Origin of the sequence: Roseomonas chloroacetimidivorans (genome assembly GCF_049629625.1) — a bacterium.
Lineage (GTDB): Bacteria > Pseudomonadota > Alphaproteobacteria > Acetobacterales > Acetobacteraceae > Roseomonas > Roseomonas chloroacetimidivorans.
In genome coordinates, this window is sequence record NZ_JBNBZS010000003.1 from 249,822 (window position 1) to 268,701 (window position 18,880).

An 18,880-nucleotide genomic window follows, 5' to 3' on the forward strand; every position below is an offset into this window, starting at 1 on the left:
CATTTCGCACCGTCAGTACAACGCGCCAGGACGGCGCAGGGAGTCGCCATGCCGCGTCGGCCCGTCCTGGCCTCCACTTTCGCGGTCCTCACCCTACTCACGGCGCCGGCCATGGCCCAGGAGCGGGTTCGCACCGTCATCATTCCGGCCGAGGGTGGGGTCATCATCCCGCCCCGCAGCGCGCCGCGCCTGACTGCCCGTCCCGCCGGCAACGGCGCCACTCGCCCCGCCGCGCCTTCGCGCGGTCCGGTGATCCTGCCGGAGACCGGCACGGGCCTCGCCGCCCCCGTGCTCGGCTTCGTCCTGCCGGCCCTCGCGGGCGCGCTGCTGGGTGGCAGCCTTGCGGGCTCCAAGGGAGGCGGCACCTCAGGGCCTGCTCGCACACAGTAAGGGCCGGCCCGGAAATCCGGACCGTCCCCGCCTTCAGGCACCCTGGCCGATAGCTGACGGGCCGGTGTCAGTCCGCGCGGATGCCCGCCTCGCGCACCACCCCGCCCCATTTCACCGTCTCGGCCTCGATCAGCCGCTGCAGGCTGGCGCCGTCGCCGTCCATCGGCTCGGCGCCGATGCCCGCCAGCTTCTCGCGCAGGCCGCCGTCCCGGATCGCGGCCAGCACCGCCGTCTCCACGCGCTTGCGCGCTGCTTCCGGCAGGTCGCGCGGCGCCATCATGGCGAACCACGGGTCCACCGCGTAGCCCGGCAGCCCCGCCTCGGCCACGGTCGGCAGGTCCGGATAGGCCTGGGCGCGCTTGGAGGTTGTGGCTGCAAGTGCCCGCAGCCTGCCCGAGGCGATATGCGGCGCGGAGGAGGTGACGCTGTCGAACATGCAGTCCACGCGGTTGCCCAGCAGGTCCGCGATCGCCGGACCGGAGCCGCGATAGGGGATATGCGTCATCTCCACCTTGGCCATGGAGCAGAACAGCGCCCCGGCCAGATGGATCGAGGTACCATTGCCCGCCGAGGCGTAGGTGATCTCGCCCGGCTTCACCCTGGCGGCCTTGATCAGCCCGGGCACGTCCTTGATGGGGGAGGCGCCGGGCACGACGAGGATATTCGGCACCACCGCCACCGGCGCCACCGCGACCAGATCCGCATTGTCATAGGGAATGCGCGGATAGAGCGCGGGGTTCACCGCCTGCGCCATGGAGACCATTAGCAGGGTCGCCTGATCGCCGGAACGTGCCGCGGCCTCCGTACCGATCGTGCCGCCGGCACCGCCGCGGTTTTCCACCACGAAGGGCTGGCCCAGTGTGTCACTCAGGACCGGCGCCAGCAGCCGCGTCATCGCATCGATGGCGCCACCGGGCGGGAAGGGGACGATGATGCGCACGGGGCGCGTCGGCCAGGACTGCGCCAGGGCAGGCCGGGCGAGCGGCGCGGCCGCGAGGCCGAGCAGGACGGAGCGTCGCTGCATGCTGCGTCCTCCCTCAGATCGCCGAGGGATGCCGCGCCAGCGCGGTCACCTGGATGTCCATATAGGGAAAGAGCGGCAGGCCGGAGAGCAGCGCGTGCAACTCGTCATTATCCGCCACGTCGAAGATCGAAACATTGGCGTAGCGCCCGGCCACTCGCCAGATATGCGGCCACTTGCCCTTGCGCATGAGATCCTGCGCATAAGCCTTCTCGCGCGCCTTGATGTCGTTCGCTTCCGCCTCCGGCATGTCGGGCGGAAGATTCACTTCCATGGTGACGTGGAACAGCATGATTTTCGTTTCCTCTGAGAGCCGTGTGACGACTCAGGCCGGCAGCACGCTGCGGCTCCGGTCCGTGCGATAGTGTTCGAGCTTGTCGGCATCGAGCTCCGTGCCGATGCCCGGGCCATCCGGCAGGTGGATGGCAAAGTCGCGGAATTCGGGCTCGCGCGTGGCCAGGCTGTCGCGCAGCAGCAACGGGCCGAACAACTCCGTCCCCCAGGCGAAGTCGCCCAGCGTGCTGTAGAGGTGCAGCGCGCCCAGCGTGCCGATCGTGCCCTCCAGCATGGTGCCGCCATAAAGGCCCAGCCCGGCGGCGCGCGCGATCGCGGCCACGGCGCGCGTGCCCGCCACGCCACCATGTTTCGCGGGCTTCAGTGCCACCGCATTGCAGGCCACCTCGGTCGCGTGCCGCAGCGCGTCCTGCGGCGACGCGACGCCTTCATCGCCCATAATGGAAATGCGCGGATTGGCGCGCTGCAGACGCGCCATGGCCGGCACATTCCAGCCGGCCACCGGCTGTTCCGCCATCACCACGCCCGCCTCGGCAAGCGCCGGCAGGAAGCGCGCGGCGGTTGCCTCATCCCAGGCCTGGTTCACGTCCACGCGCACGGAGGCGCGGCCTTCGAAGGCACATGCGATCGCCGCGACATGCGCCGTGTCATCCTCCGGCGCATGCGCGCCAATCTTCAGCTTGAAGTCGCGGTGCCGGCGGGTGGCGAGCATGCGTTCGCCCTCCTCGATGTCGCGCACCGTGTCGCCGCTCGCCAATGTCCAGGCGAGGGCCAGCTTCGTCGATTGTGCGCCGCCCAGAAGATCCGCAAGGCCCATGCCCTGTGCGCGCGCCACGGCGTCGTGGATCGCCATGGACAGCGCGGCCTTGGCGAAACCATTGCCCCGCACCGCCTTCGCGATCCGTGCCTCCGCCGCATTCAACCCGGCTGCGTCCTGCCCGAGCATCGGCTCGGCCAGATACTGCGCGACGATGGTCGCAATGCCCTCCGGGCTCTCCTCACCCCAGCGAGGTCCGCCGATGGTGCTGGCCTCGCCATAGCCCACTACCCCTCCGGCCGTGACGCGCACGATCACCACATCCATCGCGTCCACGGTCGCGAAGGCCAGGTGATGGGGGCGGATCGTCGGAACGCGGGCGGGAATGGCCTCGATGCGCTCGATGGGCAGGCGAATGCGCGGCATGGCCGTTCCTCCTTGCATTGGCGGGGAAACTGGCCAGAGGACTACTTTCGATCAATACTTGTACTTCGAATGGATCGTTCGAGGAGATCGAATGGACCTGAACCAGCTCCGTCTCTTCCTGGCCCTTGCCGAAACCGAGCATCTCGGCCGCGCCGCCGCCGCTGCCGGACTGGCGCCCGCCACCCTGTCCCACCACTTGGCGGCGCTGGAGCGCAGCCTGGGCACTGTGCTGTTCGATCGCCTGGGCCGCGGCCTGCGCCTGACCGAGACCGGCCATCTGCTCCGCGGCTTCGCGACCCGCATCGTCAATGAAGCCGGGGCCGCCCGCGCCGCCATCGCCGAGCAGGAACGGGCGGAAAGCGGCACGCTGCGCCTCGGCGTCATCCACTCCTTCCACGCCAACCTCATGCCAGGCTTGGTGGCGGAGTTCCTGGGCACCCATCCCGGCATCCGGGTTGAAGCGCGGGAGATGATCGCCAGCGCCATCGAGACAGGCCTGCTGGACGGCGAACTGGATCTCGGCCTTGCCTTCGCCCCAGCCGGCCAGCCCGGCCTGGGCTGCGCGCCGCTGTTCGACGAGGCTCTCGTGCTCGTCACCGCGCTTGGCAGCCCCTGGGTGGGCGCCGCGCCCGAAGCCATCCCGCTCGCGCTGCTGCCGCCCCGTTTCGCGACCCGGCGCATGATCGACGGGGCATTGGCCGGCCGCTGGGCACCGAGGGTCGTCGCCGAGGTGGACGCCATCGGCTCCATCCTCGCTCTCGTCCGCAGTGGCGCCGTGGGCACGATTCTTTCCGCGCGGTCCGTGGTGGGGGAGGGGCTGGACTGCCGCGCCATCGCCGATCCACCGCCGATCCGCAGCGCCGCCCTGCTCTGGAATCCAGGCCGCTACCAGACTGCCGCCTCCCGCGCCTTCTCCACCCTGGTCCGCGCCCGCCTGGCGGAGTGACACGGACTGCTTGTCACGCGCCCGTCACGGCGGCACGGTCGGGAACATGAATCTCGACACCGACCGCTTCCTTCAGGATCTCGACACCCTTCGCCGCATCGGCGCCTACAAGACCGGCGTCCACCGCCCGACCTACTCCCCGGATGACATGGAAAGCCGCCGCTGGCTCATGCAGCGCATGGCGGAGGTCGGCCTCGACCCCATGATCGACGGCATCGGCAATGTCTTCGGACGCCATAAGGGCGAAGGCCCGCACATCCTCGCCGGCAGCCATCTGGAAACCCAGAATTATGCGGGCTGGCTTGATGGTGCGCTCGGTGTCATCTCCGCCCTCGCGCTCGCCCGCGCCGGCCTGCCCGTCGATGTCTGCGCCTATGCCGATGAGGAGGCGCATTTCGGCAGCGGCTTCCTCAGCAGCCGCTCGCTGATCGGCGCGCTGTCGGAGGAGGAGATCGACGCCAGTCGCAACCGCTTCGACGGCACGCCGCTGCGCGATGCACTCGCCAATGCCGGCCTCGCCGGTTTACCGCGTCTTCAACTCGAGGAAGGCCGCTACAAGGGCGCCTTCGAAATGCATATCGAGCAGGGGACGCAGCTCGAGAAGGCCGGCCTGCGTATCGGCGTCGTCACCGGCATTGTCGGCGTCCGCCAATGGCTGATCAGCTTCGAAGGAAAGCAGGACCACACGGGCGGCACCACGATGGCCGAGCGCCGCGATGCCGGCGTCGCCGCCATGCGCCTGCTCCATGCCATCGACACCGAATTCCCGCGCCAATGCGGTGAGCGCACCACCTGGACCACCGGCCGCATCGTGCTGGAGCCCAACGCGCCGCACATCATCCCCGGCCGCGCCGAGGTCACCTTCCAGTTCCGCGACATCGATATCGAGACGATGGACCGGCTGGAAGCCACCCTTCGCGCCTTGGTGCGGGAGAGCAACCGCCGCGACCGCTGCCCCGCGACCCTGACCCAGCTCAGCCGCGCGGAGCCCGCCCCCTGCGATCCTGCCATGCAGCACGCCCTGACGGAGGCCGCGCAGGACCTCGCTCCCGGCGCCTTCCAGCCTATGCCCAGCGGCGCCATCCATGACAGCCAGCACCTTGCCCGCAAGCTGCCGGTCGCCATGCTCTTCGTTCCCTCCAAGGGCGGAGTGAGCCATCACTGGACCGAGGACACGGACCGGGATGACCTCGTGCTCGGCATGAAGGTGCTGGCCGAGGGCGCACGCCGCTTCCTCGGCTGAGGCGCTGGCGGGCCGGGTCGATCCCTGCTTCCCCGGGTGCTATGGGCGGCCGCGCGCCCAGACGCGCCCGGAGAGGAATTGACCAGGATGCAACCGACCCGCCGTTCTCTCATCGCCGCTGCCGCCGCGCTTCCGCTGCTGCAGCGGCCCGCCTTCGCGGCGGGCGGCACCTCCTTCGCCACTCGGCCCGTGCGCCTGCTCATCGCCTTCGGGGCGGGCACCGGCGCCGATGTGCTGGCGCGCGAATTCGCCAATCAGCTCACCGCGGAGATCGGCCAGCCAGTCGTGGTGGAGAATGTCACAGGCGGCACCGGCGTTGTTGCCCTGCGGACCATGGCCCGCGCGGCGCCGGACGGACACACGCTTTTTCTCGCGGCCATGGGCAATGTCGTCATCAATCCGCTGGTCAGTGCCGCTGCGCGCGGCACCGAAAAGCTGGTCGCCCCCATTGGGCAGTTCAGCGACAACCCGCATGTCATGCTCATTCATGGCGGTCTTCCGGTGAAGGATGTGCGGGAATTCGTCGCCTATGCGAAGGCGCGTCCGGGCGAGATCAACTTCGCCTCCCCTGGTGCCGGCGGCGTCTCGCATCTCGGCGCGGAGCTGTTCCAGTCTGTCGCAGGCGTTGAGGGCGTGCATGTGCCTTATCGTGACGGATCGAGTCTTCTGACTGACCTAATGACGGGCCGCGTCCATGCCGTCTTCATGACCGCTGGTGGGCTGAAGCCGGTGCTGGAAGATGGCCGGATCCGCGCTCTGGGCGTCACGGCTCCAACGAAGGTGCCGGAACTCTCCCAGTTCCCGGTACTGGAGGAGCAGGGCCTTCCCGGTTTCCGCTACAGCACCTGGTACGCGCTCTATGCCCCCACCGCCACGCCAGCACCGCTGGTCCGGGAGCTGAACACCCTCCTGCGCGCCGCGCTGGACAACCCGGCCTTGCGCGCACGCCTCACGACCCAGGGCGCGGAGGTCTCCACCGGATCACCGGAAGAACTGGCGGCGTTGATGGAGCGGGACACGAAGACCTGGCGCGAGATCATCCAGAGCCGCGGCATCATGACGGAATAGGCTCTGGCCTCACGCCTCGTGTGCAGGTCCTCCGGTCTCCCGGCGCTTGCGCTCGCCGGCCGGGGGACCTGCCCGGCGGTCCAGCGCCGTCCGCACGCGGTCGATCAACTCCGAGCGGCGATAAGGCTTGCCCAGCACGTCCATCGAGTGGGCCCGCGGTCCCTCCGCGACCAGGTCCTCATTGTAGCCGGTCGTCAGTAGCACGGCCATGCCGGGAAAGCGCTCGCGTACACGCTCCGCGAGGACCAGGCCATTCATGCTGCCGGGCATGAGGATGTCGGAGAACAGCAGGTCGATCCCCTGGCCGCCCTGCTCGTCGAGTATTGCGAGTGCCTCGTCCGCGCTGCGCGCGGCGAGCACCCGATAGCCGCGCACCTCCAGATGCTCCTGCGCGATTGTGAGCACGTCCTCACTATCCTCGACGATCAGGATCGTCTCGGCCGGAGCCTTCGTATCCGGGCGCGGCTCTGCCGCCGGCGCGACCTCCACGGCCCTGGCCGTCTCGCGGCTGGCGGGGAAGAGCATCCGCACCGTCGTGCCGCGCCCCGGTTCGCTCTCGATCTCCAGCTTGCCCAGGGACTGCTGGACGAAGCCCTGCACCATGGCCAGCCCGAGCCCGGTTCCCTTGCCCGTGCCCTTGGTCGTAAAGAAAGGCTCGACGGCCCGCTCCAGCACATTGGCGGGCATGCCCTCGCCCTCATCGGTGATGGACAGGGCGACATAGGCGCCCCCCGGCAGGCCGTCGGCATCCAGGATGACTGCCGTGGTCGCGATCGTCACCGTCCCGCCAGACGGCATGGCGTCCCGCGCATTGATCACCACGTTCAACAGCGCCATCTCGAGATGCACGGGGTCGACCAGGATCGGCGGAAGCCGTCGGCGCAGGTTGAGCTGCAGCTCGATGCGGCTGCCCACCGTGCTTTCCAGCATCGCGCCGAAATCATTGATCAGCGCGTTGATGTCCACCGCCCTGGGCTCAAGTCGCGTCTTGCGCGCGAAGGCGAGAAGCTGCCGCGTCAGCTTCGTCCCACGCTCGGCCGCGTCAGTGGCCCGGGCCAGGTAGCGGCGCAGGCGCTCATCCGTCACCTCCGCCCGCAGGAACTCCAGATTCCCCGCGATCACCTGGAGCAGGTTGTTGAAGTCATGCGCCAGCCCAGCCGTGAGCTGCCCCACCGCCTCCATCTTCTGCGCCTGCCGGAAGGCCTGCTCCGAGGTGCGCCGGCGCGTCACATCGAGTTGCGAGGCGAAGAAGTAGATCAGCTTGCCCGCCTGGTCATGGACGGGTGCGATGAAGACTCCGTTCCAGAAAGGCGTGCCGTCGCGCTTGTAGTTCAGCAACTCAACTGACGTCGCACGCTCCTCCGCGACGGCCCGGCGGAGTTCGGCGACGGTTTCGCGATCCGTCTGCGCGCCCTGGAGGAAGCGGCAGTTGCGACCGACGATCTCCTCCTGCGCATAGCCCGTCAGATCCTGGAAGGCCCGGTTGGCGAAGACGATCGGGTTATCCGGCAGGTTCGGGTCCGTGAGGACCATGGGCATCCGCGTCATCTCGACGGCCGCGAAGAACACATCCCCGCGATCATCCAAGCCGGGCCTCGTGACCGTTGCCTCCTGCCAGTGCCGGATGCCTGGCCCGCCGGTCGGCGAGTAGGAGGCGCCCTCATGCTGGCCGGCTGCCGGGGTGCCGATGCTCTGCTGCTCGCCGCTTCCCTGCACGTCACGCTCCAGGAGCGGCTCAGCGGGAACATTATCCCTGCCGGACTTCAGTCCTTCGTCTTCGTTCACGCCGGTCCCCAAGGCCAAGGGCAGGTATCTGGTATGCCGGCGTCAGCCCGCAATAACGGCCGGCTCCTACCAAAAGGCTGCTGGTTCATCCAGAGTTGCTGGCGGGCGCCATGCCGGGCCGATCCGGGATAGTAATGATCCGGGCGCCAGACGACGCGGGCCTCGCAGCCCAGGGGCTGCACCACGCCCCGATCCGCCCTATTCCCCTCATGCCACATCAGCAGGAGGCCGCCCCACATGTCCGACCAGAAAAGGCCCGGCCGCGAAGCCGCCATCGCCCGTGCCCAGGCCGAGTTCGACAGCGGTGCCTTCCGTGACCGCCTGGCCGCCCTGATCGCCATTCCCTCCACCTCCCAGGACCCGGCCTTCGCCGCCGAGTGCCGCCGCTATCTGGAGGAGGGCATCCAGCCCTGGCTCGCGCGCCTCGGCTTCGAATCCAGCATCCATCCGAACCCGGACCCGTCCTGCGGCCCCATCCTCATCGCCCACCGCATCGAGGATCCATCCCGCCCCACCGTCCTGCTCTATGGCCATGGCGACACTGTCCGCGGCCTGGATGACCAGTGGTCCGATGGCATCAAGCCCTGGGCGGTGACGGAGAAGGACGGCCTTTGGTACGGGCGCGGCACCGCCGACAACAAGGGCCAGCACATCATCAACCTGGCCGCGATGGAGGCCGTGCTGGCCGAGCGTGGCGGCAAGCTTGGCGCCAATGTGAAGCTGGTGCTGGAGATGTCGGAGGAGCTGGGCTCCAAGGGCCTTCGTCCCTTCGTCGAGGCGCATAAGGATTACCTGGCCGCCGATGCCCTGATTGCCTCGGACGGGCCGCGCGTGGAGCCCACGCTGCCTACTATCGCCGCAGGCTCGCGCGGCAGCTTCATGTTCGACCTCGTGGTGAAGCTGCGCCAGGGCGGCGTCCATTCCGGCCATTGGGGTGGGCTGACCACCGATCCCGCCATCCTTCTCTCCCACGCCATCGCCAGCATCGCTGACCGCAACGGCAAGATCCTCGTCCGCGACTGGCTGCCCGGCGAAACCGTGCCCGCCAATATCCGCGCCGCGCTGGAGGGTTGCCCGGTCGGGGGAGGGGAAGGGGCCGCCACCATCGACGAGGGCTGGGGCGAACCCGGCCTCACCCCGGCGGAGAAGATCTATGGCTGGGCCTCCTTCATCGTGCTCGCCATGCACAGCGGCCGCCCCGAGGCTCCGGTGAACGCCGTCGCCCCCGATGCCCGCGCCGCTTGCCAGATCCGCTACACCGGCGATTCCAACCCGGAAAAATTCGTCCCCGCGCTGCGCGCCCATCTGGACGCGCACGGCTTCCAGATGGTCGCCATCGAGAAGGCCGGCATCCGTATGCCCGCCAGCCGCACCCCGCCCGATAATCCCTGGGTGCTCTGGACCAAGGCGAGCATGGAGAAATCCCTGAACACTCGCGTCCAGGTCACCCCCAACGCGTCCGGCGGCCTGCCCGGCGATGTCTTCGTGGACCTGCTGGGCACCCCTCTCGTCTGGGTTCCGCATTCCTACAACGGCTGCAAGCAGCATGGCCCGGATGAGCACGTCATCCCCGCCATGATGCGCGAGGGGCTGACTGCCTTCGCCGGCATCTGGTGGGATTTGGGCGAGGCAGGCACGCCGCCGCGCTGAACCGGCCCGGTCCGTGCCCCGGGCTCCGCTGCCGTCCGGTGGGGGGCAGCGGGCGGGGCACGGAAAATGTCGCGGCATCGGTACATTCGGTCGCGCGGAACGCGTTACATGGTCATGCCGGACACTATCGAACCCACCCGCCAGTGGCCTGCCGGTGGAGGTGAGGCAGGTGCCCTGATCCGCGCCCATGACTGGGCGTCGACTCCGCTCGGGCCTCCCGCGCGCTGGCCGGCGAGCCTGCGCATGGCCGTCCGGCTGATGCTGAACGCCCGTCACCCCATCTGTGTCCTGTGGGGGCCGGAGCTGATCCTGTTCTACAACGATGCCTTCGCGGAGAGCCTGGGGCCCGAGTACCACCCCTCCTCCCTCGGCCGGAGCGGGCCGGAGGCCTGGGCCGAGACCTGGCCCATCATCGGCCCGGCGATCGAGCAGGTGATGACCGGCCAGGGCGCAAGCTGCCACGTGGACCAACTCCTCGTGCATACGCGGCACGGCCATCGCGAGGAGGTCTACTGGACCTACAGCCTCAGCGAGATCGAGGACGAGGCAGCCCCCAACGGCGTGGGTGGCGTGCTCGGCATCTGCCGCGAGGTCACCGCCGAGCATCGGAAGCTGGAAGTGCTGCGCGAGAGCGACGAGATCCGGCGCATCGCCCTGGCCAGCGGCAAGATGGGGGCATGGCAGTGGAGGATGCGGGAAGGCCTGGTCCGGGGCGATCCCGTCTTCCTGGCCCTGTTCGACATGCCGCCCTCGGATGAATGGCTTCCAATGCGGCGCTTCCTGGATCGTCTGGCCCCTGAGTCAGCGGCGAAGATGCAGGAGATTGCCCTGTCCGGCATACCGCCGGATCAGGAATTCGCCGGCGAGGTGCTTCTCCATCTCCGCCCCGGCCAGAACCGGTGGGTAGCCTGGCGCGGGCGTTCGAGCCCGTCCGATAGTTATGTGATCAACGGCGTCAGCTTCGATGTCACGCAGCAGAAGCGCAATGAGGCGGCGCTGCGGGAGGAGAAGGAGCGCTTCCGTACCCTGGCCGAAGGAATCCCGCAGCTTGTCTGGCGCTCCGCCGATGACGGGCAATGGACCTGGGCCTCGCCGCAATGGGCGGACTACACCGGACAGGGCGAGGAAGAGAGCCACGGCTGGGGCTGGCTCGACGCTGTCCACCCCGATGACCACGCGGAGACGCTCCAGGCCTGGCACGCGGCGCGGTCGCACGGGCAGCTTGACGTGCAGTTCAGGGTAAGACGGGCCGCGGATGGTACCTGGCGCTGGCACCAGACCCGCTCCCGCCCGGTCCGCGGCGCCCCGGCGCCGGACGAGCCCGAGGGCGCGATCCTGGAATGGCTGGGTACCAGCAGTGACATTGAGGATCTCAAGCATCTGCAGGAACGCCAGGCGGTGCTGGTGGCGGAACTGCAGCACAGAACGCGCAACCTGATCGCCGTCGTGCGCTCCATCGCTGGCAAGACGCTGGCGGGCAGCTTCTCACTGGCGGATTTTGGGGCACGCTTCGACGCGCGGCTTGAAGCCCTGGGGCGCGTGAACGGCATGCTGTCGCGGCTGGAGGAGGGAAGCCGGATCACCTTCGATGAACTGATCCGGGCGGAGCTCTCAGCCCATGGCGTGCTCGGCGATGGAGAGCAGGAAGCGCGCGTGGTGCTCGAGGGTCCCACCGGCATCCGCCTGCGCTCCGCGACCGTCCAGACCCTGGCCCTTGCCCTGCATGAACTGGCCACCAATGCTCTCAAATACGGCGCCCTCTCCGTTCCCGGAGGCCGGCTCTACCTGCGCTGGGGCAGCGTGCGGGGGGAGGCGGGCGAACGCCGCCTGCGGGTCGTCTGGCAGGAGAGCGGCGTGCCACCGCCGGCGGACTGCTCGCCCCGCCGCGGCTATGGCCGTGAGCTCATCGAGCAGGCGCTGCCCTATCAGCTTCGCGCCAGGACCTCATACGAGATCGGCCCTGATGGCGTGCGCTGCGAGATCGATCTGCCGGTTTCCTCATAGCCCCTGGCTTGCGGGGTTAAGGGGCCACGCCGGTGTCCGTCACGCTTCCTCACCCAGCTTGGCTCGGCCTGTTACATTCCCAGTGCCATGTTCGGTGAGGTCTTCAGAAGGACATCCCCCATGACTCCCCGCAAACTCACCCTCGCTGCCCTGACCGCCACCCTTGGGCTCGGCGCCCTTGGCGTCCCCGCCATGGCCCAGCCAGCCATGCCTCGCGGCGGCCAGCAACTCTTCCGTCACGCCGATACCAACCACGACGGCCGCGTGACCGCGGAGGAAGCCTGGAGCACGCTGTCCGCGCGCTTCGGCGAGGCGGACGCGAACAAGGATGGCGGCGTGACCTGGGACGAATTCCGGAGCTACGTCCAGGCGCAGATGGAGGCCCACCGCGGCAAGCGTCCAGCCCCGCCCGCCGCTGCCCAGGCGCGCATGGAGCAGCGCGGCCAAGGCTTCTTCCGCGCCCTCGACGCCGACCGCGACGGCCGTGTCACGCTGGTGGAGTTGCGCCCCTTCGCCGATGCCATGTTCCGCGCCCGTGATGCGAATGCGGACAATGTCCTGACCCGCGATGAGGTGCGGCCGCATCGTGCGCGAGCCGCGCGCCCGGCCAGGCCGCAGCAAGCCCCGGCGCAGGAGCAGGCTCCGACGCAGCAGCAGTAACCAAGAAACCCGGGGAGAAGGAATTCTCCCCGGCCTTCTCATGGATCTGCGAATTCAAGGATAGCGCCGGCCACGCGTCGCGCGGCGTCTGATATCCGGATTGGTGATCTTCGGCGGAACCAACCCGGGGAAGGGTGGTGGTGGGCGCGACAGGGATTGAACCTGTGACCCTTCGCGTGTGAAGCGAATGCTCTCCCGCTGAGCTACGCGCCCGAAGGTGGCGCGGATATCCCCCGCCAGCCCGGCCCTGTCAAGCGGCCCCCAGGGATCGAGGCTGAACGAACCTCTGGCGCAACCATCGCGTTACCCCGACTATCCCGGGTATCCGCGACAAGGCATGGCATGACCCCCTCACGGCACCGCCGGTCCGCTCTCCTCGCCCTCCTCCTCGCCCTTCTGGCCCCGGCCGCTTCCGCCCGGGCCGAAGCCATCGCTGCTACCTATCTCGTCCAGGTCGCGGGCCTGACGGTGATGGAACTGAGCGTCACCCTGGATCTCACCGACCAGGGCTATGCCGTGGAGTTCCGCAACCGCACGCGCGGCGTGGTCGCTGCCATTTCCAGCGGCCAGATGACCAGCCGCGTCGAAGGCGTCTGGGAGGGCGAGCGCGCCCGCCCGCGCCGCTACGTCTCCGAGGGCACCTGGCGCGGTGATCCCCGCCGTGTGATCGTTGAATGGCGCAGCGGCCAGCCTGTCGTCCGCGCCATGGTTCCCCCCGTCGAGGAGGAGGAGCGCGAGCCGGTGCCCGAGGCCGAGCAGCGCAACACCATCGACAGCCTTTCCGCCATCGCCCAACTCATCCGCCAGGTCCGGCGCACCGGCAATTGCGACGCCGCTGCCAGGGTTTATGACGGCCGCCGCCTGAGCGCGTTGTCAGCCAGCACCCAGGGCCATGAGCGCTTCCCTCCCGCCCGCGATGCATGGTCCGGCGTCGCCCTGAAATGTGCTTTCGAGGGCCGCTTCCTCGCGGGCTACCGCAAGGGTGAGGATATTGAGGCCGCCCGCCGCCCCCAGACCGGCATCGCCTGGCTGGCGGAGGTGGTGCCGGGCCTGCCGCCGCTGCCCGTGCGCGTGGATTCGGCCAATCGCTGGTTCGGTACCGTCACCGCCCGCCTCGTCAGCTATGGGCGGCCGGGCCAGCTCCGCGCCGTCAGCAACTGAAGAAAACCAGCAGTCGCATCAGCGCGCGAGTGGCGCTGGCATGCACCAAGCCAGAGCAGGATGAGGGAAGCGGGGCGGTCCCTTCTTCCGATCTTTCCGGAGGCTTCGTCCTCTCCGCCTGTGGGATGGCCCGTCCCTTTGACTCGGGCGATCCGCTTTACCCGATCCCCAGCCCGGCCAGCAGATCCGGTAGGTCGCCCGGCGCCTCGGCAACCGGTGCATCCTCCGCCATCTCCGGCCCGCCATAGCCCCAGGCCGCGAAAACCGCTCTCATTCCGGCCGCCTTCGCCGCCCGCGTGTCGTTGTGGTGATCCCCGATCAGCACGGCCTGGGACGGCTCCGCCCCCATCCGCGCCAGGATGCCCAGCGGATGCCCGGGATGCGGCTTGCGAACGGGGAAGCTATCGCCACCCCCAACCTGCTCCAGCAGCGGCGAAAGCCCCTGGTCATCCAGGATGATCCGCGCCGCCTTTTCAGGCTTGTTGGTGCAGACCGCCAGCCGCCACCCCGCCGATTTCAGCGCCGCCAGGGCCGCCGGGATCCCCTCGAAGGGCCGGGTCTCGTCCGCGGCATGGGCCTCGTAATCCACCAGGAACTCCGCCACCAGCTCCGGCGAGTTCACCAGGGTCCGCGCCTCGCAGGCCCGCTGAACCAGCACGGGAACCCCGTCCCCGATCATCTTCCGCACCTCCTTCCGGCTAAAGCCGGGCCGGTCATGCGCGGCCATCAGCCGGTCCAACGCCGAATGGATGTCGGGCGCGCTGTCCAGCAGCGTGCCGTCGAGGTCGAAAAGGGCGATCCGGTCCATCCGCACCCCATGCCACCCCGCATTACAGCCCGCAATGCGAGTTGACGCCGCCCTCCCTTGCGGAAGCCCGGCCAGATAGGGCTTATCCAGCCCATGCAAAGGGCTGCCATTCTCCTCGCCGCCGGTCTTGGCACCCGGATGCGCTCATCGCTGCCAAAGGCGATGCACCCGATCGCCGGCCGGCCGATGCTCAACCACCTGATCGCCTCCTGCGAAGAGGTCTTCGACCGCATCGTCGTGGTCACCGGCCCCGACATGCCCATGCTGGAAAAAGCCGCCGCCCCGCATGCGACGGTCGTCCAGCAGGACCGCCTGGGCACAGGCCACGCCGCCCTCCAGGCCGCCCCGCTGCTCCAGGACTTCGAGGGCGATGTCGCCGTCCTCTATGCCGACAACCCCCTGATCACCGCCGCCACCATGCGTCGCCTGGTATCCGCGCGGAACACGGCCGACCTCGCCCTTCTGGCCATGCGCCCCGCCGACCCCGCCCGCTACGGCCGCGTCATCCCGCATGAGGATGGTGGCATCGCCCGCGTGACCGAGTGGAAGGACGCGACGGAGGAGGAGCGCGCGATCACCCTCTGCAATGTCGGCGTGATCTGCGCCGCCGCACCGCGCCTCTTCGCCTGGCTGCGCGCGCTGAAGAACGACAATGCGGCGGGCGAGTACTATCTGACCGACACCGTCGCCGCCGCCCGCATGGAAGGCTTCCGCCCCGTCGCCGTCGAGGCGCCCGAGGCCGAATGCCGCGGCATCAATTCCCGGATCGAGCTCGCCGCCGCCGAGGCCGCCGTGCAGGCCAGGCTGCGCGAGGCCGCGATGGCTGGCGGCGCCACCCTGATCCGCCCAGAGAGCGTCACCCTAAGCTACGACACGACAATCGGCCAGGACGTCACCATCGGCCCCGACGTCGTCATCGCCCCTGGCGTGACCATCGAGGACGAGGTGGAAATCCGCGCCTTCTCCCACCTCGAAGCCTGCATCATCCGCCGCGGCGCCGTCATCGGCCCCTTCGCCCGCCTGCGCCCGGGCACCGAGATCGGCCCCAAGGCCCATGTCGGTAATTTCGTGGAACTCAAGGCCGCCATGCTCGGTGAGGGCGCGAAGGCCAACCACCTGTCCTATATCGGCGACGCGACCATCGGCGCCCGCACGAATATCGGCGCCGGCACCATCACCTGCAATTACGACGGCTTCGCGAAGCACAGGACGACAGTGGGGGAGGGGGTCTTCATCGGCTCCAACGCCACCCTGGTCGCCCCCGTCGATCTCGGGGACGGCGCCTTCGTCGCCGCTGGCTCCACCATCACCGATCCGGTTCCGTCCGATGCCATGGCCTTCGGACGCGCCCGCCAGAGCCAGAAGGAAGGCCGCGCCGCCGCCTTCCGCGCCTCCCGCCGGAAGGAGAAGTAAGCCATGTGCGGAATCGTTGGCGTCGTCGGCAAGGAACAGGCCGCGCCCCGTCTCCTGGAAGCCCTGCGCCGCCTGGAATACCGCGGCTATGACAGCGCCGGCATCGCCACCCTCGTGAATGGCCATGTCGACCGCCGCCGTGCCGAGGGCAAGCTGAACAACCTAGCCGAAGTGCTGGAACACGATCCGCTGCCCGGCACCACCGGTATCGGCCATACGCGCTGGGCCACACATGGCGCCCCCACCACGCGCAACGCCCATCCGCACGGCACCGCGCGCGTTTCCGTCGTCCATAACGGCATCATCGAGAATCACGCCGAACTTCGCGCCGAACTCGAATCCCAGGGCGCCGAATTCGAGACGGAAACCGATACCGAGACCTTCGCCCGCCTGGTGGATCATCACCTCGCCCGCGGCGACAGCCCGGAGAAGGCGTTCAGCGGCGCCCTGAAGCGCGTCCACGGCGCTTTCGCCCTGGCCGCTATCTTCGCCGGTCATCCCCGCAAGCTCCTCGCCGCACGCCAGGGCGCCCCGCTCGCCATCGGCTATGGGGAAGGGGAGATGTTCATCGGCTCCGACGCCCTCGCCCTCGCCCCCCTGACGCGCAAGATCGCCTATCTGAACGAAGGCGACTGGGCCATCGTCAGCGACCATGACGCCAGCATTTTCGATGCGTCCGACGCGCCCGTGCAGCGCGCCGTCAAGACCACCGCCTTCTCCGGTGCCGCCATCGGCAAGGGCAATTACCGCCACTTCATGGAGAAGGAGCTGCACGAGCACCCCGCGGTGATCGGCGACACGCTCCACCAGTATGTGGACCCCGCCACCCGCTCCGTCGCACGCCCCGCGCTTCCCTTCGACCCCGCCACCCTTCCGCGTCTCTGGCTTTCGGGCTGCGGCTCCGCCTTCCTGGTCTGCCAGACCGCGCGCTACTGGTTCGAGACCATCGCGCGCCTTCCCTGCGACGCCGATGTGGCCAGTGAACTCCGCTACCGCGACCCGCCGATGACGCAGGGCGGCGCCGCCATGTTCGTCTCCCAGTCCGGCGAGACCGCCGACAATCTGGCCGCCATGAGGCTGCTCCGGGAGGGCGGCCAGTCCCTCGTCTCCGTCGTGAACGTGCCGGAGAGCAGCATGTCGCGCGAGAGCGACGCGACGCTGATGACGGTGGCCGGCCCCGAGATCAGTGTCGCCTCCACCAAGGCCTTCACCGCGCAGCTCTCGGTGATGGCCTGCCTCGCGCTCAACTTCGCCCGTAGCCGCGGCGCCATCGACGCGGCGGAGGAAGCCCGCCTGACCGCCGCCCTGCTGGAGGTGCCCGAACACGCCGCGAAGCTGCTGGAGGCCGGCGCTGAGATCGAGGCGCTCGCCGCCGACATCAAGGATGCCCGCGACGTCCTCTTCCTTGCCCGTGGCAGCCTGTTCCCCATCGCCATGGAAGGCGCCCTCAAGCTCAAGGAAATCTCCTACATCCACGCCGAAGGCTATGCCGCCGGCGAGATGAAGCACGGCCCCATTGCCCTGATCGATTCCAGCGTGCCCGTGATCGCCCTCTGCCCCAGCGGCCCGCTCTTCGAGAAGACCGCCTCCAACCTGCAGGAGGCCGCGGCGCGCGGCGGCCGCATCATCGCCTTCACTGATGAGGAAGGCGCCCCCGCCCTGCGTCGCTTTGCCTCCCGGGTGATGGTGCTGCCGAAGGTCGATCCCTTCGTCGCCCCCATCCTGCACGCCATCCCCGTGCAGATGCTCGCCTATCACGTGGCCGTGTTGAAGGGCACCGATGTGGACCAGCCCCGCAACCTCGCCAAGGCCGTGACGGTGGAGTGACCCCGGTCGGCGCAGGCCGGCCATCCCCATTCCGCCGTTGTCCCGCTTCCCCCGCAGGACTATCGGCGCCATGGCGCGGCTGTCACGGCGGCGGAGAAACAAGAGGCAGGGCATGACGCCTGCCCAGGAGAACGGGTCACCCATGAGCCAGACGGCCCTCGCCCCCCAGCAAACCCCCGCTCCGGCCCCCCCCGGCGGTGCGGCGGAGGGAACCGGCGGAACCGCCTTCGCCGTCCTGCTCTCGCTTAGCTTTTGCCATCTGCTGAACGACATGATGCAGTCGCTGGTGCCGGCCCTCTATCCGATCCTGAAGGAAAACTACGCGCTGGATTTCGGCCAGATCGGGCTCATCACCCTGGCCTTCCAGTTCACAGCCTCCCTGCTGCAGCCCCTGGTCGGTGCCTATACGGACCGCCACCCCATGCCCTACTCCCTGCCGGTGGGCATGGGTTCCACCCTGGTCGGGCTGCTCGTGCTCTCCCAGGCGTCGAGCTACCCGGTGATTCTGATGGCGGCGGCGCTGATCGGGATCGGCTCCTCCGTCTTCCACCCGGAATCCTCCCGGGTCGCGCGCCAAGCCTCGGGCGGGCGCTACGGGCTGGCGCAGTCGCTCTTCCAGGTCGGCGGCAATTTCGGCCAGGCCATCGGCCCGCTGCTCGCCGCTTTCGTTGTCGTGCCCGAAGGCCAGGGAAGCCTGGCCTGGTTCTCCGGCGCGGCCCTGCTCGGCATGGTCGTGCTGTTCCAGGTCGGTACCTGGTATGCCCGCCACCGCCAGGCCACCAAGCCTCGTCGCCGTGCGGCCGGCGGGGAAGGGGGCCATGCCCTGTCCCGCGGCCAGGTTCTCTTCGCCGTCGGCGTGCTCGTGGTGCTGCTCTTCTCGAAGAACGTCTACACGGCCAGCCTCAACTCCTATTACACCTTCTACCTCATCCACCGCTTCGACCTATCCGTGCAGGCCGCGCAGGTCCTCCTTTTCATCTTCCTGGCCTCGGTGGTCGTCGGCGCGCTGGTAGGCGGCGCGGTGGGGGATCGGGTGGGCCGGCTGCCCGTGATCTGGTTCTCGATCCTCGGCGTGCTGCCCTTTACCCTCGCACTACCCTATGTCGGCCTGCCCGCGACGGTGGTGCTGACGGTGGTGATCGGGCTGATCATGTCCTCCGCCTTCTCGGCCATCCTCGTTTATGCGCAGGACCTGATGCCCGGGAAGGTCGGGATGGTGGCGGGGCTGTTCTTCGGCTTCTCCTTCGGCCTCGGCGGTCTGGGCGCCGCGGCACTCGGGGAATTGGCCGACAGCATCGGGATCGACGCGGTCTATCGTCTTTGCGCCTTCCTCCCGCTTCTCGGCCTGTGCACCGCCCTTCTGCCGAAGCTGGACCGGGGCCGCTGAACTGCTGTTCGCGAGGGCGGCAGCAACGCCGCGCCCCCGG

General features: G+C 69.0%; 16 protein-coding genes and 1 tRNA gene. 11 read left to right on the forward strand and 6 right to left on the reverse strand.

What is annotated here, in order from left to right:
• The first annotated feature begins 48 nt into the window (after positions 1-48).
• Positions 49-390: a hypothetical protein gene (locus ACO1BU_RS03395; protein ID WP_424134485.1), complete on the forward strand. Its 342-nt coding sequence runs from the start codon at positions 49-51 to the stop codon at positions 388-390.
• A gap of 67 nt (positions 391-457) precedes the next feature.
• Here the strand turns inward: ACO1BU_RS03395 and ACO1BU_RS03400 are convergent, their stop codons facing one another.
• The 3 genes from ACO1BU_RS03400 to ACO1BU_RS03410 are packed head-to-tail and all read right to left on the reverse strand — an operon-like array spanning position 458 to position 2,888.
• Positions 458-1,414 carry a tripartite tricarboxylate transporter substrate binding protein gene (locus ACO1BU_RS03400; RefSeq protein WP_424134486.1) on the reverse strand — a complete coding sequence of 319 codons (957 nt, stop codon included), beginning with the start codon at positions 1,412-1,414 and terminating at the stop codon, positions 458-460.
• Positions 1,415-1,427: 13 nt separating this feature from the next.
• On the reverse strand, positions 1,428-1,703 hold the full coding sequence (gene catC / locus ACO1BU_RS03405) for a muconolactone Delta-isomerase (protein ID WP_424134487.1): 276 nt from the start codon (positions 1,701-1,703) through the stop codon (positions 1,428-1,430).
• Positions 1,704-1,736: 33 nt separating this feature from the next.
• Entirely contained in the window at positions 1,737-2,888 is a 1,152-nt protein-coding gene (locus ACO1BU_RS03410) for a muconate/chloromuconate family cycloisomerase (protein WP_424134488.1), read from the reverse strand.
• Between the two features lie 91 nt (positions 2,889-2,979).
• Between ACO1BU_RS03410 and ACO1BU_RS03415 the strand changes: the two genes are divergently transcribed.
• The 3 genes from ACO1BU_RS03415 (at position 2,980) to ACO1BU_RS03425 (ending at position 6,145) form a co-directional block, all read left to right on the forward strand.
• Complete coding sequence (locus tag ACO1BU_RS03415) at positions 2,980-3,834, forward strand: LysR substrate-binding domain-containing protein (protein ID WP_424134489.1); 855 nt, start codon at positions 2,980-2,982, stop codon at positions 3,832-3,834.
• Between the two features lie 46 nt (positions 3,835-3,880).
• Complete coding sequence (locus tag ACO1BU_RS03420) at positions 3,881-5,077, forward strand: Zn-dependent hydrolase (RefSeq protein ID WP_424134490.1); 1,197 nt, start codon at positions 3,881-3,883, stop codon at positions 5,075-5,077.
• Positions 5,078-5,164: 87 nt separating this feature from the next.
• A complete protein-coding gene (locus ACO1BU_RS03425; protein WP_424134491.1) occupies positions 5,165-6,145 on the forward strand; it encodes a Bug family tripartite tricarboxylate transporter substrate binding protein in 981 nt (326 codons plus the stop codon).
• Between the two features lie 9 nt (positions 6,146-6,154).
• Here ACO1BU_RS03425 and ACO1BU_RS03430 read toward each other — a convergent pair whose 3' ends face one another.
• Positions 6,155-7,930 (reverse strand): histidine kinase famiy protein, encoded by a 1,776-nt coding sequence (locus ACO1BU_RS03430; protein WP_424134492.1) that lies wholly within the window; start codon positions 7,928-7,930, stop codon positions 6,155-6,157.
• Between the two features lie 237 nt (positions 7,931-8,167).
• Between ACO1BU_RS03430 and ACO1BU_RS03435 the strand changes: the two genes are divergently transcribed.
• From ACO1BU_RS03435 to ACO1BU_RS03445, 3 genes are all read left to right on the forward strand, one after another.
• A complete protein-coding gene (locus ACO1BU_RS03435; protein WP_424134493.1) occupies positions 8,168-9,580 on the forward strand; it encodes a M20 family metallopeptidase in 1,413 nt (470 codons plus the stop codon).
• Between the two features lie 108 nt (positions 9,581-9,688).
• Positions 9,689-11,584, forward strand: a complete 1,896-nt coding sequence (locus ACO1BU_RS03440; protein ID WP_424134494.1) for a sensor histidine kinase — start codon at positions 9,689-9,691, stop codon at positions 11,582-11,584.
• A gap of 120 nt (positions 11,585-11,704) precedes the next feature.
• A complete protein-coding gene (locus ACO1BU_RS03445) occupies positions 11,705-12,244 on the forward strand; it encodes an EF-hand domain-containing protein (protein ID WP_424134495.1) in 540 nt (179 codons plus the stop codon).
• A gap of 138 nt (positions 12,245-12,382) precedes the next feature.
• Here ACO1BU_RS03445 and ACO1BU_RS03450 read toward each other — a convergent pair.
• Positions 12,383-12,457, reverse strand: a tRNA-Val gene (locus tag ACO1BU_RS03450).
• Between the two features lie 129 nt (positions 12,458-12,586).
• On the opposite strand from ACO1BU_RS03450, the gene ACO1BU_RS03455 reads away from it, so the two are divergent.
• Entirely contained in the window at positions 12,587-13,405 is an 819-nt protein-coding gene (locus ACO1BU_RS03455) for a DUF3108 domain-containing protein (protein ID WP_424134496.1), read from the forward strand.
• Between the two features lie 157 nt (positions 13,406-13,562).
• Here the strand turns inward: ACO1BU_RS03455 and gph are convergent, their stop codons facing one another.
• Positions 13,563-14,213: a phosphoglycolate phosphatase gene (gph, locus tag ACO1BU_RS03460; protein ID WP_424134497.1), complete on the reverse strand. Its 651-nt coding sequence runs from the start codon at positions 14,211-14,213 to the stop codon at positions 13,563-13,565.
• Between the two features lie 93 nt (positions 14,214-14,306).
• Here gph and glmU point away from each other — a divergent pair, with 93 nt between their 5' ends.
• The 3 genes from glmU to ACO1BU_RS03475 all read left to right on the forward strand — a co-directional run bounded on the left by glmU (position 14,307) and on the right by ACO1BU_RS03475 (position 18,840).
• Positions 14,307-15,626: a bifunctional UDP-N-acetylglucosamine diphosphorylase/glucosamine-1-phosphate N-acetyltransferase GlmU gene (gene glmU, locus ACO1BU_RS03465; RefSeq protein WP_424134498.1), complete on the forward strand. Its 1,320-nt coding sequence runs from the start codon at positions 14,307-14,309 to the stop codon at positions 15,624-15,626.
• A 3-nt stretch (positions 15,627-15,629) separates the two neighbouring features.
• The gene (glmS, locus tag ACO1BU_RS03470; protein WP_424134499.1) at positions 15,630-17,453 is read left to right on the forward strand and encodes a glutamine--fructose-6-phosphate transaminase (isomerizing); all 1,824 of its coding nucleotides are present in this window, start codon (positions 15,630-15,632) and stop codon (positions 17,451-17,453) included.
• Positions 17,454-17,595: 142 nt separating this feature from the next.
• Complete coding sequence (locus ACO1BU_RS03475) at positions 17,596-18,840, forward strand: MFS transporter (RefSeq protein ID WP_424134500.1); 1,245 nt, start codon at positions 17,596-17,598, stop codon at positions 18,838-18,840.
• Positions 18,841-18,880 lie beyond the last annotated feature (40 nt).